This is a genomic window from Streptomyces cyslabdanicus (assembly GCF_052663305.1).
This window is the reverse complement of the sequence record NZ_JBQRUW010000044.1, coordinates 1-14,404: the sequence shown is the minus strand read 5'-3', so window position 1 is coordinate 14,404 and position 14,404 is coordinate 1. Positions and strand designations below refer to the sequence as shown.

Below are 14,404 nucleotides of genomic sequence, written 5' to 3'. Positions count from 1 at the left end.
CTCGGTGAGAGGAGACTCACCGAGCCGCACGGGGCACGGAGCCGCGGTGACGATCCGGCCGTCTCGGGCGTGTGCCGCCGCGTGATCAGATGGGCAGGGTCGCGGCCAGCGGCGCACCGATCTGGATGTCGAGGTAGGCCACGAGGTCGTCTGCGTTGAGACCGCTCTTACGTGCGTCGATGATCACGACCGTTCCGGCCACGATGCCGGCGAAGCTGGTGCCGGTCCGTCGGGACTGTTCGATGCGTGCCGTGACGGGACGGCGGACCGCCTCGGTGAGAAAGGTGAGGCCGTGCGGGAACTCCACGCTGAGCAGGTGTAGTTGCCGCCCGGACTCGATGCGGCTGCCGATGCCGAACCGGGCCGAGACGATCCGGTCACCATGGAGGGTGACATCGAAGTAGCCGTTCGACTGGGTGCGATTGCAGTGCTGCTGGGGTGGATAGAAGCAGTCGTAACCACCGGCGCGAAGATCATCGACAGCGGAGCTCATCGAGGTCGCGTAGTGATCGGAGCCGAACGGCCAGCGCCGTACGGAGGTGTTTCGGGCGGTGACGACCAGTCCGTTGAGCCAGTCGTACCTGTACTCCGCGCGTGCGTCGTGCCACCCCGTCCGCGGCGTATCGTCGCCGCGAAGTCGGTGATTGTCGTCGAAGTGCTCGATTTCCTCCCGCACGCGGTCGCCGGAGCCGGGCCAGACCGCGGTCAGCGTTGGTGCCGCGGCCACGGCGACCTCGTGCTCCTCGTGGTCCGCCTCGGTGGACGGGAACCACGCCCAGACAAGTCTGTCGTCGCGGTCGAGCAGGAACTGTGCCACCTGCGGGGAGACTGTGTCCTCCTCGTCGTCCTCCTCGTCGCGGTGGGCGACCCGGCACCACAGGGCACGGCCGTCCGCATTGGCTCGGACCTGCGCACAGAACCAGCCGGCCTCCCTCAACGGTCGAGTGAGAGCCCCTGCCACACCGTTGGGCGGGACCGGCTCGGCCCGCGAGTTCTCAGCCGCCGCGCGGTGCTTGTAAACGCCGGCCGGCGGAAGGGGCGGCGGCTCGTCCCATCGGGTGCAGCCCGTCAGCGCGAGCAGGCCGAGCATCGTGATCGTCAACGCCGCGAAAGTCGCTCGGCGGACCGGTCGATGTCGGCTTCCGCGTAGGGCAAGCCGGACGCCGTCTCGCATCACCACATGTTCAGACCATGCCATGTCTGCCCCCCAGGTAATCGGCTGGCCTCGATCATGCCGCAACCGCCCCGGGGCGCCCCACGAGCCGGCCGCCCTCGAAGCGGGCTCCGGCGCGGACGAGAGCGAGGAGGGGGGCGTGCACGGCCCGCCACCTCTGCCGGGCTCCTGGGTCAACCGCGTGACCGTCGCTGTTTCTGCCGCGGCACTAGCTCCTGCGGGCCACGCAGCGACCTACTGAACTCACATCCGTGATGTCGGCCGGTCGGAGAGGTGTCCGGCTCGGGGATGGACCCGTGGTGCCTCTGTTCACCAGACTGGGCGGATGACGACCAGCCCAGCCCCTGCCACTGCGCTCCGTGCTGTTCTCTTCGACTCGGGCGGTGTTCTGATGCAGCCGATCGGCGGACGCTGGAACCCGCGAGCCGATTTCGAGGAGACCGTCCTCGTCCATGCCCCGTCCATCACACCGCAGCAGTTCGCTGCGGCCATCGCCGCGGGCGACCACTTCTTCGCCGCCTCGTCGTCAACACCCGGCTACGACGACTACCACCGGGTGGTGCTCCGTCATCTCGGCGTGGACGCAACCCCGGAGCTGCTGGCCGACCTGCGACGTGAAGTTCCACCGTCGACGTTCCTGGAGACCTACCCGGACGTCGAAGCGACCCTGGAAGGGCTGAACCGGCGGGGAGTACGGATGGCCGTGGTGTCGGATGCCTGGCCCAATCTGCCCGACCTCCACGCCGGGCTGGGGATCAGCCGATTCTTCGAGGCGTACGCGATCTCAGCCGTCCTTGGCTGCAACAAGCCGGACCCACGCATGTACCATCACGCCAGCACGGCGCTGGGCCTCGCTCCTGCGCAGTGTCTGTTCGTGGACGACGACCCCGACCTGGTGACGGCGGCCATCGGACTCGGCTATGCGGGACGCACGATGTGCCGGGACTCGGCCGTCTCGGACGTGCCGTCCATCACTTCCCTGACGCAATTGCTGGATCTCTTCTGACACATCCGACAGGGTCAGCCGCCGAAGCGTAGCCCCGTCCCGGTGAGGCAGCCGTTCAGCACGTCGCTGCGGTACGGGAGCTGTCGTAGGCCGCCCCGCCGGACGGCGGCGATGAGGTCCTCGGGGCCGGTCCCGCTCCAGGACGGCGAACAGCTCGTCGCTCAGCAGCGGCAGCGAAGCCGGACCCTCCCGCCGCGATCGCCAACGGCGGATCGCCTCGCCGAGCAGCACGCCGAGCAGCACGCAGATCCCTATGACCATGCGCGCAGTAAAACAGGTTGGTGACTGATCGCCAAAGGTTCGAGTCCGCTGGCGGCAGTGACTTGATCGCCTGCATTGAGGGGCTGCGACTCCACGAGCGGTCGGCCTAGCGACTGTGGCATGGACCGCCCGTCGCTAGGAGCGCCGGCTGGCCGTTGTCGGTAGGGGTTCAGGTGACTTCAGCGGGGTGTCTGGGAACGGAAGCTGTGGCCGAGCTCGGGGCCGAGTCCGTAGTAGTGGCGAAAGTTGTAGATCAGCGGGCTCCACATGGCCGGGTCGACGTGCTGAGAGCCGGGGACGACAATGCGCGGATCGGCGTGGACCTTGAGCACATGGGCTTCGACGATGAGGAACCCGCCGGAGACGTCAGGCTGGACCCGGGCAGCACGGGCCTCCAGTTGCAGGGGGCATTCGGCGACCCGGGGCGGCCGGACCAGCTCGGAGGGCTCGGGTTGCAGGCTCGCCGCCGCGAACTTGTCCCGCTCGAATCGGAAGCCACCTCGCTTGTGCACGGGCACGGGGGTGCGCCCGGTGAGCGGCGCGAGCTGTTCCACCGCCGGCCACTGAGTCGGCGCGGGCAGGTTGATCACGAGCTCCGGTCGACTGCGGAGATTGTGCGCGGTCTGCCCCTCGACCCCCACGCCCAGGACGACCACCTGGCCCAATGCCCAGGACGAGGACATCGGCGCAAGGTTGAAGGAGCCGTCCTCGTTCTCCGTGGAGAGCAGCACGACCGGTGTTCCGAAGTACAGGATGCTCGGCGTGATGGTCACGTGATCCGCCGAGATGTCGGCGGGCGCGCTGCCCGGCGTCATGGTGTTCATGGGATTCGACGGTAGGGCGGGGACTCTTCGGCGCGCGCCGAAGGATCGCTGGTGGATGATGGACGATGATGAACAGCCGTGACGCGCATGTCGAGGGCCCGGACCTGGCCGCCCTGGCCGGTCTTCTGGCCGACAGCACCCGCGCAGGGTTCTGCCTTGCGCTGCTGGACGGCCGGGCATGGACCGCGATCGAGTTGGCCCGCCACGTCGGGGTGGCTGCCTCGACCGCGACCGAGCACCTGAACCTCCTTGTCACTGGAGGGTTGCTGGCACAGGAGCGTCAGGGCCGTCATCGCTACGTTCGCCTGGCCGACCCCGCCACGGCGGAACTGATCGAGAACCTTGGTTCCATGGCTCCTCGACGAACCGCCCCGCCCCACTCGCTGCCGGCTGTCAACCGCAGCCGAGCGCTGGCCCGTGCCCGCACGTGCTACGACCACCTCGCCGGCGCCCTCGGGGTCGCGATCACCACGGCCATGACCGATCGGGGACTACTGGACTGGGACCAAGGGCTGGCACTCACCGGCAACGCGACCGCCTGGCTGGACGAACTCGGCATCACCCTTCCGCCCGACAAGCGACGTCCGCCTGTCCGCTCCTGCCTGGACTGGACGGAACGCCGCCCCCATCTGGCCGGCACCGTCGGTGCCGCCGTATGCCGTCACGCCTTCGACTCCGGCTGGATCACTCGGATCGGCACCAGCCGAGCCGTCGCTCTCACCGACACCGGCCGGCGCGCGTTCCGGAACCACCTCGGCCTGTCCGACGACTGGTCCGTTACTGACCCACGCTCCTAGCCTGACCGCAGCCGTGGGCGAGGAGGCCGCTGGTGGAGCGCACGTCGTAGGCGCGGATGCGCACCGCGTCGGGGTCTTCCGGTGGTGGCTGCTCATGCTCACAGAACCACAGATGAACCAGACAGCGGCGATAGTCGACCATTCCGCGAAGGTCCGGAGGGCCCGGGCATCGGCCATGTCGTTGCCATCCGCTCGGATGTGACCGTCCACCCGCACGACGTCCAGCCGGTCACGCCGGCGTGATCCGGCAACGGCCGCAAGCCTCAGCCCTGCTACCGCGACAAACCGTCTTCGGTGGTGACGCTGTTGGTCGAATGGCCCGAGCAGGCCGAAGAACCCACCGACTGGCGCTCGGCGCTGGCGGCTTGGCGTGACGCGTTCGATGAGGGCTTGGTCGGCGGGCCCGGCGGGTTCAGCCCTCGTACGTGAATTCGTCGTGCGGGCTGGTAGGCGACGTGGCCACGCCGACCGTCACGGTGACGTCCACCGACTTCGGCTCGACCAGTTCGTGCTTCGGCACCGTCGCGACGATCTCGGTCGGACTGTTGACGGTGAACCCCGCGGCGGGAGTCTCCTCAAACCGCACGGCAACGGCCCACTTCTTCTTGGCGTCGAAGCCCGAGCCGGTGATGGTGACCTGGTTGCCGACCTTCCCGCTGGACGGGCTGACCTCGCTGACTACGACGGGCGCGGGTCCGTCGTAGGCGAACTGCCCCAGCGGAACGGCGGGCGATGTGCCGAGGTTGGTGGTGACACGGACGTCGACGATGCCGGTCCCGTCGGGAGCGCTCGCGATGATCTGCTTACCGGACGTGTCGAGGCTGAACTTGGCGCACGGGATGGGGCCGAAGTCGACCTTACTGTCCTTGTCGAATCCGCTGCCGGTGATGGTGACCTCTGTCTCTCCCTCTCCGGCGGTGGGGTTCACCGCGGTCACCATCGGCCCGGCAGGGACGTTGGGTGCGCCCAGCAGGTCCAGGTATGTGGAGTTGGCGTGCTGGAACGCGACCTGGCCCAGGAAGTCTGCGGTGGTCTGGTTGACGAGCGTCTTGTCGTACTTGGAGTAGTTCGGGTTCAGCGGCTTTTCGGTGCCGGGCTGGACGTATGCGTTGCCCTTCCGGAGCCCGGTGATCACATCCAGCAGGCCCTTCACCTCTGCGTTGGCCTTCGGTCCCGGTAGTTTCGGGTCCCAGTACCAGTGGTCCCTGGCGTACAGCAGATCGGACTCGACCCAGGCCTGCGGGACCATGTCGTACTTGTTGAAGTAGCGCTCGTTCAGAGTCCACGGCCGGGAGTTGACGTAATCGGCGAAGCTCTGCAGGCCGGCGGTGGGGGCGGCGAAGGTGATGAGCGCGAACTTCGGATTGTTCGGAAACGGGGGCTGGGCTTGGAGGTACGTGGCCAGCATGGTGGCGATGCAGCCGCCGAGGCTGTGGCCGGTCACGTAGACCGTCGGCTGGGGCTTTGCGGACGCCAGAAGGCTCTTGAGTGCTTGTGTGAGGGTCGGGCCACTAAGGGGGCGCGCGGTGGCGATCTGAGTGAACGCGGCCATGGCGCCGGCCGAGACAGCGATGTCCTTCGATCCGCCCGCGGTGAACGGCACCACCGTGCCGACGTCGAGGTCCTCCATCATGTCGATCGGATTGGCGATCGTGCCGCGCACGACCACGGCGATCTGGCTCAGGTCGGAATTCGACGCGATGTACGCGAGGTTCGCGTTGTCCGGGCTGAGCGCCAGCCACATCAGCGCCCACTTTCCGCCCGTGGCGAGCGTCGAGTCCTTCAGTTGCGCGGTGATGCCGAGGCTGGCGCGCCGGCTCTGGTCTTGCAGGGTTTCACCCGACGGGCGCGGGGTCGCAGCAGTGGCGGCGATTGCGGCGAGGGTCATAGTGACCTGGGCGGGGGTCGGGTCCGACTGGGTCGCGTTCGTCATACGTGCTCCTTGCGTGTCACCGGGGTCGAAGTGGGCCGCGGCGGCCGCACCGTACGCGCCTGTGGGATCACTGGGTCGCGGACCCGTGTCGGTGTGCCACTCCGACTGTCGCGTTGATCGTATTCATCCCGTTTCGCGGTGCAGGCCGCCCGAGAATTCCGCGGCTCCACGAGGCACCCGGCTCCCCACCGTGCCGCGGGAGCGGCACATCACGCTCCTCCGTGGGACTCGGCCTCACCGTGGCCACGAGCTGCCGGGGCGCTGCCTGCCCGCTAATCCCAGTCTGCTTCTCGAGCGCCGCCCTCGCGACCCCAGCATGCCGTCACTGCCCGGATCACTGCCTTCGAGCAGGTCATCGACCGCATTCGACGCTGCTTGGCTGCCCTTCCTCCCGCAGCGGCAGGTGGTGGCGGTTTGGGAGCTCCGGAGGCGCGGGGCGCGTTGACGCCGGATCATGTGCGGTTGGCAGCAGCCTCGGCGGGCCGGTCGGTGCGGACGGTGCAGTGGTGGCTGCAGACGGCCCCGCGTGGAGGGCCGTACCGGTCCCAGGCCGCGGCAGGGGTTCACGGTGACCGTCGACCTTCACGCACGGCTGGCTGTGAAGACTCGCTTGTCGCGCAGGAGGGCCCACAGCACGCCGGCCCGCCGACGGGCCAGGGCGATGATGGCCTGGACGTGTTTGCAACCTTCGCCCCGCTTCTTGAGGTAGAAGTCCCGGTTCGGCCCCTCGCGAATGCTGCTGGTCTGCGCGGACATGTAGAACACCCGGCGAAGGCGGCGGTGGTAGCGCTTGGCACGGTGGAAGTTGCCGGTGTGCCGACCGGAGTCGCGCGGGACCGGCACCAGCCCGGCAGCGGAGGCCAGGTGGCCCGCGTCCGCGTAGGCCGTCTGGTCATCAGCGACAACAACGAACTCGGCACCGAGGATGGGACCCATTCCTGGCAGGGGCTCGATGATCTCCGCCTGAGGGTGGGTGCGGAAGGTGTCGCGGATCTGCTGGTCTATGCGCAGCGCTCTGACGCGCACATACTGACGCGGGTGGCCTCAACCGCAGGTAGCTGATCTTGCCTCCAGTGGGATCACCCCGCGCCACCGTGTTGATCAAGGGCTGTGGGGCGTTCGGTGTGCCCGTAGGATGAAGGGCGCCTACGCCCGGCGAAACGGACGCCGGACTCCCCGAGGCCACGGTCCCACCCACCCAGGCACGTGAGGCCTGACAGGGCCCGAAGGCCCGCGAGTAGTACCGGAGAAACCGCGATGACCGGCTCTCGACTGGCCAAAGCACTTGTGGCCGTCCTCTCCTTCACCGTCCTGGCGCTGCTCAGCCTTTACATGGTGGGGACGTTGGCCGCGGACTCCACTCTGGGAACCACCGCCCGAGCAGCCGTGGGCGGTCTCCTCGCCGGCGCGACCCTGGGCCTGATCAGGTACCTGACGGGCCTCGCTCGTGCCGGCCGCCAGAGTAATGAGGGCAGTTGAGATGCTGTTTGCGAGAGTGCGGCAGGCCGCGTCGCCGGATGGCCGGCCGGACCTCCACCTGCGGCGCTGGTGCACGGAGGTCCGCGCTTGTCCGCCGCTGTACGTCGGCGTTGTCAACGCAGTGGGACACTCACCCGGGATGCGCCTGCCGACGGCCCGGACCCGCCACCAGGAGCCGCACAGGTGCGTTCACCTGGCAGCATGCGGCCAGCGTGAGGGCATCAGCGAGCGGGCTTCTGAACGTCGGCTCGTCGCCCCGCGCGAGGATGGCTCCGCCCACGTCCAGGAGGTCGATGGACTCGGGCTCCAAGTGGCCCGCCGCAGTGGTAGAACCGTCATCGCGAGCACATCCGCGAACCGCGGCTCGCTGACCGGCGCCGTCATGATGAACTCCGGGCCGTGTCCCTGATGGTGGGCCCGCGTCCAGCATCCGGCCGTCACGTAGGTCCAGAAGTTGCCACGTGGTCCAGGGGTTCGTGATCCGCCGTCCCCCCCCGAGTGCCCGGCGAAGAACTGGCGCACGTGTCGATCAAGTGCTTCGTGAGCCAGGATGTCAGTGGCGTGATGTTCACTGAGCCTCATGGAGGATTCGGAAGTCGTTGCCGCCATCTGGAAGACCATCGACTCATTCGTCGTGGGTGGACCACCGGTCATTCTTGAGGCGCCGGGGGGCACAAGCCTGAAGGAACTGCTTGCCGAAGTGGGCCGGTGGGCAGGCAGGCCCCGCAACCTCGCCGCGGACGGTTTCACCGACCCGTCACTCACTGAGCGCACTGGACTGCCGCTCGTCGAGCCGTTCGGGGACGAGCTGCAAGAGATGCGGGGCTGGGCCTACAAGTCTCACTGGATCGGTTGCGGCAGCATCGGCACCTCACACCGAGAGCGCGTGGTCGTGGTGATCGCCCATCGTGAGGACCCTGCGGTCACCGGGTTCCCCGAGGGTGCCTCCTGGGCCGAGAAGCTGTGCATCCTCACCGGCTGGGTACCGGTGCCGCAACCGGCCGTCGACTGGCCTGCCGTCGAGGCCGATCTCGGCACCCCGCTGCCGAGGGATTACAAGGAGATCGTCGACCTCTTCGGTCCGGGTGGCTTCGACGAGTACGTCGACCTCCTTGTCCCCGGAGCCCTGGGCATGGACCTCGTGGTGTGGGCCAAGAGCGATGGCGATGCCACCGACCTGTGGGAGCCCTATGCCGGCTACCCGGCACCGGGGGGTCTCTTGAGATGGGGGTCGTCGGAGCAAGAGCTCGATTTCGTCTGGCAGACCGGGACGGCCGATCCGGCCGACTGGCGCGTTCTCGTGGGCGAGTTCGGCGACTGGGAGCGATTCGACTGCGGTCTGGGTGAGTTCCTCTTCCGCATGCTCACAGACGTGCAGTACGGGTTCCCCACAAGCCACCTGCACGCTCACTTCTTTGAAAGGCACGATCTCCGATCCGTTGAGGGATGACTCAGCCGCAGCGCTCCTCGCGCCACGCTGAGCATCGGCATGCACCCAAACCTGCAGCAGACCCGCTTGCCGGTCCGCGATGGAGCGCATGACCTTGGCGGCTGATGCCGCCACTTCAGCCAGCGGAGTCAAGGAAGGCGGCGTAATCATCACGGCGCCCGCAGTCCCGGTACCGGCGAGTCTCCCCCGAGTCTCCAGGCGTGCGGGCCCCGTCGGGAGGGAACTCCCGGCGGGGCCCGCACGCCCGTGTGCTCAACGCGCTTCCGCAGCCACCGGCTTGGGGATGAGGAAGGACGTCACGACGGCGACGGCCATGATGGCCGCGCCCGTGATCATGGCGGTGGTGTAGTCGCCGGTCGACGCCGGGTCCGCGGGGGCCGCCGCGGTCTTGACCGCGTACAGCACCGCGAAACTCAGACCGGCGCCGAGGTTGAACGCGCCCGCGTTCAGACCGGGCAGGAACCCGGGGTTGTCACGCGGGGACAGCACGATGCCGAGCCCGTTGAGCACGATGTTCCCGATCCCGGCGTAGGTGATGCCCACCAGGATGGACGCCGTCAGCAGCAGGGCCCGCGAATGGCCGTGCAACGTGAGGATCATCAGGACGACGGTCGCCGCGGCCCCGATGAGGCCGATGCGCAGGATCCGCCCGTAGCCGAAGGTGGCGGACAGCCGACCCGCGATCGGTCCCATGGCCAGTCCGGCCAGCGCGTACGGCGTGAGGGTCCACCACGCCGACTGCTGTGCGGACATGCCCAGTCCGGCCTGCGCGTCCTCGGCGAACGCCGGGATCAGCCCGTTCATGACGGCGAACACGCCGGTCATGGTGAGCACGGTGGTCAGCAGCAGCGCCCAGGTGGAGCGCTGGCGCAGATGGTGCGTGGAGACCAGCGGATGGCCGCTGCGGTCCTCGGTGCGCCAGAACAGCGCGAAGGCGGCCGCGGCGACGACGACGAGCAGGGCGATCAGCGGCCAGTTGGCCGCGGCGAGCTTTCCGGCCTCGTTCAGCGCGATGAGCAGCGAGCCGACCGAGACCACGAGGAGCACGACGCCGGGCCAGTCCATGCGCTGGTCGACCGGCGCCCTGGACTCGCGGCTCATCAGGGCGACCATGGCCGTGGCGACCGCCGCGACGACGGCCATCGCCCAGAAGACCGACTGGAACCCGTGGTGGTCGGAGAGGTAGCCGCCCGCGAGGGAGTCGATGCCGGCGACCCCGCCGTTGAACGCGGTGATCACGCCGAGCAGGGTGCCGTAGCGCTTGGGCTCGGGCACCTCCATCCGCAGCATGATCAGGCACAGCGGGACGACCGGACCGCACACGCCCTGGATGACGCGCCCGGCGAACAGGACCGGGACGTTGTGCGCGAACGCGGCGACGACACATCCGACGGCCATGAGGGCCAGCATGCCGGTGAGGACCTTGCGGCGGCCGATCACGTCGCCCAGCCGCGGCAGGAACAGCGAGAACAGGGCCGCGGAGGTGAAGAACGCGGTCTGGGTGAGGCCGATCTCCGCGGAGGTGGCATGGAGGGCCCCCTCCATGCTCTTCAGCGCCGGGCTGATCATGCTGGCGTTGAGCTGGAAGGCCACGCAGGCGGCGAGCAGCGCGGTCATCAGCACACCGATCCGGACCGGGGAGCCCTGCCCCGAGCCGGGTGGGCTGTCGGTGGTGGAAACGCTGGGAACGGTCATGCCTGGACGTCGCCGATCCGCTCGAGGGCGTCCACCACGAGGTTCCAGAACCGCTCGTGGTCGAGCTTCACCGCGACCTGGGTGTGGCAGTCGTCCGGTGCGGGCGCCCGGAAGTCCGCCACGGTCATCCCGAGGGTCAGGGTGCCGGTGAGCTCGATGTCCACGGGGGCCTTGCGCACCGTCATGACCTTTGGGTCGATGACGTAGGCGACCGCGCAGGGGTCGTGCACGGGCGGGAACTCGAAGCCCTGGGCCTGCTCGTACATCGCGCCGAAGAAGTCCAGCAGTTCCCGGACGAACTTGGCGGGGGCGGTGCCGACCGCGGCGATCTTCTCGGTGACGGCGGGCGTCGCGAGCGCCTGGTGCGTGAGGTCGAGACCGACCATGGTGACCGGCCAGCTCTCGTTGAAGACGATGTGCGCGGCCTCGGGGTCGATCTTGATGTTGAACTCGGCGACCGCGCTCCAGTTGCCCTCGTGGTAGCCGCCGCCCATCAGGACGACCTCGCGGACGCGGGAGGCGATGCGCGGCTCCTTGCGGACGGCCATGGCGATGTTGGTCAGACCGGCGGTCGGCACGATGGTGATCTCGCCCGGCTCGTGCGACATGACCGTGTCGATGATCAGGTCGACCGCGTGGCGGCGGTCCAGCTCCAGGGTCGGCTCGGGCAGCACGGGTCCGTCGAGTCCGGACTCGCCGTGGATGTCCGGCGCCGTCTCGATCTCGCGCACCAGGGGCCTGGGGCAGCCCGCGGCGAAGGGCACTCCGGTGATCCCGGCGATGCGGGCCACGGACAGGGCGTTGCGCGTCACCTTCTCCAGCGTCTGGTTCCCGACCACGGTCGTGACGGCGACGAGCTCGATCTCGGGATTTCCGTGCGCGAGAAGCATGGCGATGGCGTCGTCGTGCCCCGGGTCGCAGTCGAGGATGATCTTTCTGGCCAACGGAGAGCCCCTTTGCTCGCTTACCTCTGGTGAAACCGATCTCCGGGGACGCCCAGGGGCGGACGCGTCCGGAGGGCGCCGAGTGGCCCGGCGTCTCGGGAGACGTTAGGGAAAACGTTCTCCCGAACATTCGCCCATTCCTCACCGATGTGTCAATGGCCGTTACATCTTTCTCCCGCCTTCCCGTGTTCGGTGGCGGCCTGCGCCAGGCGAGGCGGGTGATAACGTTCTCCGGCATCGGTGCTGGTCGGTGCTGGGGGTAGCTGTGCCGGCCAGGAAGCCGACCGACAGAAGGGGGCGGAGTGCGGTGACCGAAGTGACATTGCGTGACGTAGCTCGCGTATCGGGCTGCTCGGTCGCCACGGTGTCCCGCGTGCTGGCCGGCACCCGCCCGGTGGGAGCGGAGACGGCGAGACGTGTGCGGGCCGCGGCCGAAAGTCTCGGCTACCGGCCCAACCAGGTCGCCCGCGCCCTGCGCAGCCGCTCCACCGGCACCATCGGCCTGGTGCTGCCGCAGATCACCAACCCCTTCTTCCCCTCCCTCGTACGCGAGGTCGAGCACGCCCTGCACGCCGGGGGCCGGGGCCTGCTGCTCGCCGACTGTGACGACGACCCGGCGACCGAAGCGGCCCGGATCACCGCCCTGCTGGACCGGCAGGTGGACGCGCTGCTGGTCATCCCCGTCGACGAGACCCACAGCCGCGAGGCCGTCGAACTCGCGGCGTCCCGAGTGCCGCTGGTCCTCCTCGACCGCTCCTGCGGCGCCGGGGTCGCCGATTCGGTGGCCGTCGACAACGCCGCCGGCATGGCCCTGGTCCTGGACCACCTGGCCCGCACCGGACGCCGCCGCTTCGGCTTCCTCGGCGCCGCCGGAACCGCCTCGACGGCCGTCGAACGGCGTATGGCCTACCAGGCGGGCGTCGCCGCCCTGGACCCGACGGCACCCGACCGCACCGAGCTCGGCGACTTCTCCGTGGAGTGGGGGCGGGCCGCGGTCGAGCGGATCTGGCCGGCCCGCCCGGACGCCGTCGTCTGCGCCAACGACCTCATCGCGGTCGGAGCGGTGCAGCGCCTTGGACAACTCGGCGTGGACGTGCCCGGCGAGGTCGCCGTCACCGGCTTCGACGACATCCCCATGGCGAGCCTCGCCGAACCGAACCTGACCACGGTCCGCCAGCCGGCCGCCCAAGTCGCGGCCGAGGCGCTCCGGCTCCTCGACCAGCGGCTCGCCGGCGGGGGAGCCAAGGCCCACCGGTCCGTGCGCCTCTCACCCGAACTCGTCGTCCGCGCCTCCAGCGCGCCCCACGCCGCCGCGCCCGCGACCGTCCCCGGCAGCAGAACCCCGGAGGAACACCAGTGATCGCAGTCGTCGGAAGCCTCAACCTCGATCTCGTCACACCCGTTCCCCGGCACCCGGTGCCGGGGGAGACCGTGCTCGGCGGGGACATCGTCGAGCACCCCGGCGGCAAGGGCGCCAACCAGGCGGTCGCCGCGGCCCGGCTCGGCGGACAGGTCGCCCTGATCGGCCGGATCGGCGAGGACGACGCGGCCGACGTGATGGCCGCCGCGGTGCGCGCCGAGGGCGTGGACACCACGCACCTGGCCCGCACCCCCGAGGTGCCCACCGGGCGCGCGCTGATCGCCGTCAACCCGTCGGGCGAGAACTCCATCATCGTCAGCCCCGGCGCCAACTCCCGCCTGACCGCGGCCGACTGCCGCGGCGCCGCCGACGTGCTGACCCGGGCCAAGGTCACCGTCCTCCAGCAGGAGGTCCCCGACGAGGCCAACCACGCGGCCGCCGAGCTGGCCGGCGGCATCGTCGTACACAACCCCGCCCCGGCCGTCGAGGGCGCGGTCCCGCCCCGCCACGTCGACGTGCTGGTCCCCAACCGCACCGAACTGGCCGCCCTCACCGGCACCCCGGTCCCGGACACGATCGACGAGGTCGCCACCGCCGCCGGCAAACTGAGCGGAGCGGGTGCGGTCGTCGTCACCCTCGGCGGCGACGGCGTGCTGCTCCTGGAGGGCACCGCGCGGCTGCACATCCCGGCCTTCACGGTCCGGCCGGTGGACACCACCGCGGCCGGTGACTGCTTCTGCGGCGCGCTGGCGGTCGCCCTGGCCGAGGGCCGCACCCTGGAACAGGCCGCCCGCTGGGCCTGTGCCGCGGCGGCACTCAGCACCACCCGCCCCGGCGCCCAGCCGTCGCTGCCCCACCGCGACGAGGTGGAGGCATTCCTCAAGCGCTGACGGCCGTCGGTGACCGAGGACGGGGACAGGACCCTCGATGACCTGGGACGGGGATATTGCGTTGTGGGACCACGGGCAGCCCCGTAGGGTCCCGGCATGTCCCTACGTGTACGTATGCGTCAAGCCCTCCCGGAGGCGATGCGCGCCCGCGACAAGGCCGCGGTGAGCGCCCTGCGCGCGACACTCGCCGCGCTGGACAACGCGGAGGCGGTGCCCGTGGGCGAAGCCGGTTCCCGCGGCCTGGCCCTGGAGCAGTCACCGGTCGGCGCCGGGGCCACCGAGGCCTTGCGGCGTGAGCTGAGCGAGAGCGGCGTGGCGGACATCGTGCGCGCCGAGGCCACCGAACGACTCGAAGCCGCAGCGCAGTTGACCACCCCCGCACACGCCGACCGAGCCGCCCGGCTCCGCGCGGAGGCCTCCGTGCTGCTCCGTTTCCTGGACGGCGACGGCACCGCGTAGCAGACGGCGGACCCGTCGGAGCACGGGCTCGTCACGCGCTACCGGCCTTCATTCGCAGTGCACCGGCGTTCACGCGGGTGGTGAGGCGAATCCGGGGGTCGCGACGCGGAGCGTTGCCGGATCGTTCCAGCG

12 protein-coding genes and 4 pseudogenes are annotated in these 14,404 nt (G+C 69.6%); 7 read left to right on the top strand and 9 right to left on the bottom strand.

Translation table 11 applies throughout. From position 1 onward, the window contains the following. Positions 1-85 precede the first annotated feature (85 nt). The gene (locus ACTYVM_RS26310; RefSeq protein WP_445528334.1) at positions 86-1,102 is read right to left on the bottom strand and encodes a hypothetical protein; all 1,017 of its coding nucleotides are present in this window, start codon (positions 1,100-1,102) and stop codon (positions 86-88) included. Between the two features lie 127 nt (positions 1,103-1,229). Beyond that, positions 1,230-1,384, bottom strand: a pseudogene (locus ACTYVM_RS26305) (IS256 family transposase); the annotation flags it as partial. 115 nt (positions 1,385-1,499) lie between these two features. Here ACTYVM_RS26305 and ACTYVM_RS26300 point away from each other — a divergent pair. After that, entirely contained in the window at positions 1,500-2,180 is a 681-nt protein-coding gene (locus ACTYVM_RS26300) for an HAD family hydrolase (RefSeq protein ID WP_445528333.1), read from the top strand. A gap of 440 nt (positions 2,181-2,620) precedes the next feature. Here the strand turns inward: ACTYVM_RS26300 and ACTYVM_RS26295 are convergent, their stop codons facing one another. Continuing rightward, complete coding sequence (locus ACTYVM_RS26295) at positions 2,621-3,265, bottom strand: flavin reductase family protein (protein WP_445528332.1); 645 nt, start codon at positions 3,263-3,265, stop codon at positions 2,621-2,623. A gap of 68 nt (positions 3,266-3,333) precedes the next feature. Between ACTYVM_RS26295 and ACTYVM_RS26290 the strand changes: the two genes are divergently transcribed. After that, entirely contained in the window at positions 3,334-4,062 is a 729-nt protein-coding gene (locus ACTYVM_RS26290; protein WP_445528336.1) for an ArsR/SmtB family transcription factor, read from the top strand. A 28-nt stretch (positions 4,063-4,090) separates the two neighbouring features. On the opposite strand, the pseudogene kilB reads toward ACTYVM_RS26290, so the two are convergent. From kilB to ACTYVM_RS26280, 3 genes and pseudogenes are all read right to left on the bottom strand, one after another. Continuing rightward, positions 4,091-4,204: pseudogene (gene kilB, locus ACTYVM_RS37025) on the bottom strand (plasmid transfer protein KilB); the annotation flags it as partial. A gap of 270 nt (positions 4,205-4,474) precedes the next feature. Next, positions 4,475-5,995 (bottom strand): IPT/TIG domain-containing protein, encoded by a 1,521-nt coding sequence (locus ACTYVM_RS26285; RefSeq protein ID WP_445528331.1) that lies wholly within the window; start codon positions 5,993-5,995, stop codon positions 4,475-4,477. 582 nt (positions 5,996-6,577) lie between these two features. After that, positions 6,578-7,000 (bottom strand): annotated as a pseudogene (locus ACTYVM_RS26280) (transposase); the annotation flags it as partial. Positions 7,001-7,252: 252 nt separating this feature from the next. Here ACTYVM_RS26280 and ACTYVM_RS26275 point away from each other — a divergent pair. Next, positions 7,253-7,474 carry a hypothetical protein gene (locus tag ACTYVM_RS26275; RefSeq protein WP_445528330.1) on the top strand — a complete coding sequence of 74 codons (222 nt, stop codon included), beginning with the start codon at positions 7,253-7,255 and terminating at the stop codon, positions 7,472-7,474. A gap of 154 nt (positions 7,475-7,628) precedes the next feature. Here ACTYVM_RS26275 and ACTYVM_RS26270 read toward each other — a convergent pair. After that, positions 7,629-7,787, bottom strand: a pseudogene (locus ACTYVM_RS26270) (DUF1152 domain-containing protein); the annotation flags it as partial. A gap of 267 nt (positions 7,788-8,054) precedes the next feature. Between ACTYVM_RS26270 and ACTYVM_RS26265 the strand changes: the two are divergent. Next, on the top strand, positions 8,055-8,924 hold the full coding sequence (locus ACTYVM_RS26265) for a hypothetical protein (protein WP_445528329.1): 870 nt from the start codon (positions 8,055-8,057) through the stop codon (positions 8,922-8,924). 252 nt (positions 8,925-9,176) lie between these two features. Here the strand turns inward: ACTYVM_RS26265 and uriT are convergent, their stop codons facing one another. Both uriT and uriH read right to left on the bottom strand, forming a co-directional pair. After that, the gene (gene uriT, locus ACTYVM_RS26260) at positions 9,177-10,619 is read right to left on the bottom strand and encodes a uridine transporter UriT (protein ID WP_445528328.1); all 1,443 of its coding nucleotides are present in this window, start codon (positions 10,617-10,619) and stop codon (positions 9,177-9,179) included. Continuing rightward, entirely contained in the window at positions 10,616-11,563 is a 948-nt protein-coding gene (gene uriH, locus ACTYVM_RS26255; protein ID WP_445528327.1) for a uridine-preferring nucleoside hydrolase UriH, read from the bottom strand. The genes uriT and uriH overlap by 4 nt, the downstream gene beginning before the upstream one ends. A 307-nt stretch (positions 11,564-11,870) precedes the next feature. Between uriH and ACTYVM_RS26250 the strand changes: the two genes are divergently transcribed. From ACTYVM_RS26250 to ACTYVM_RS26240, 3 genes are all read left to right on the top strand, one after another. Then, complete coding sequence (locus tag ACTYVM_RS26250; protein WP_445528326.1) at positions 11,871-12,923, top strand: LacI family DNA-binding transcriptional regulator; 1,053 nt, start codon at positions 11,871-11,873, stop codon at positions 12,921-12,923. Continuing rightward, positions 12,920-13,813 (top strand): ribokinase, encoded by an 894-nt coding sequence (gene rbsK / locus ACTYVM_RS26245; RefSeq protein ID WP_445528325.1) that lies wholly within the window; start codon positions 12,920-12,922, stop codon positions 13,811-13,813. Before ACTYVM_RS26250 ends, rbsK begins: the two co-directional genes overlap by 4 nt. Before the next feature lie 138 nt (positions 13,814-13,951). After that, the gene (locus ACTYVM_RS26240; protein ID WP_445528335.1) at positions 13,952-14,272 is read left to right on the top strand and encodes a GatB/YqeY domain-containing protein; all 321 of its coding nucleotides are present in this window, start codon (positions 13,952-13,954) and stop codon (positions 14,270-14,272) included. Positions 14,273-14,404: the final 132 nt, after the last annotated feature.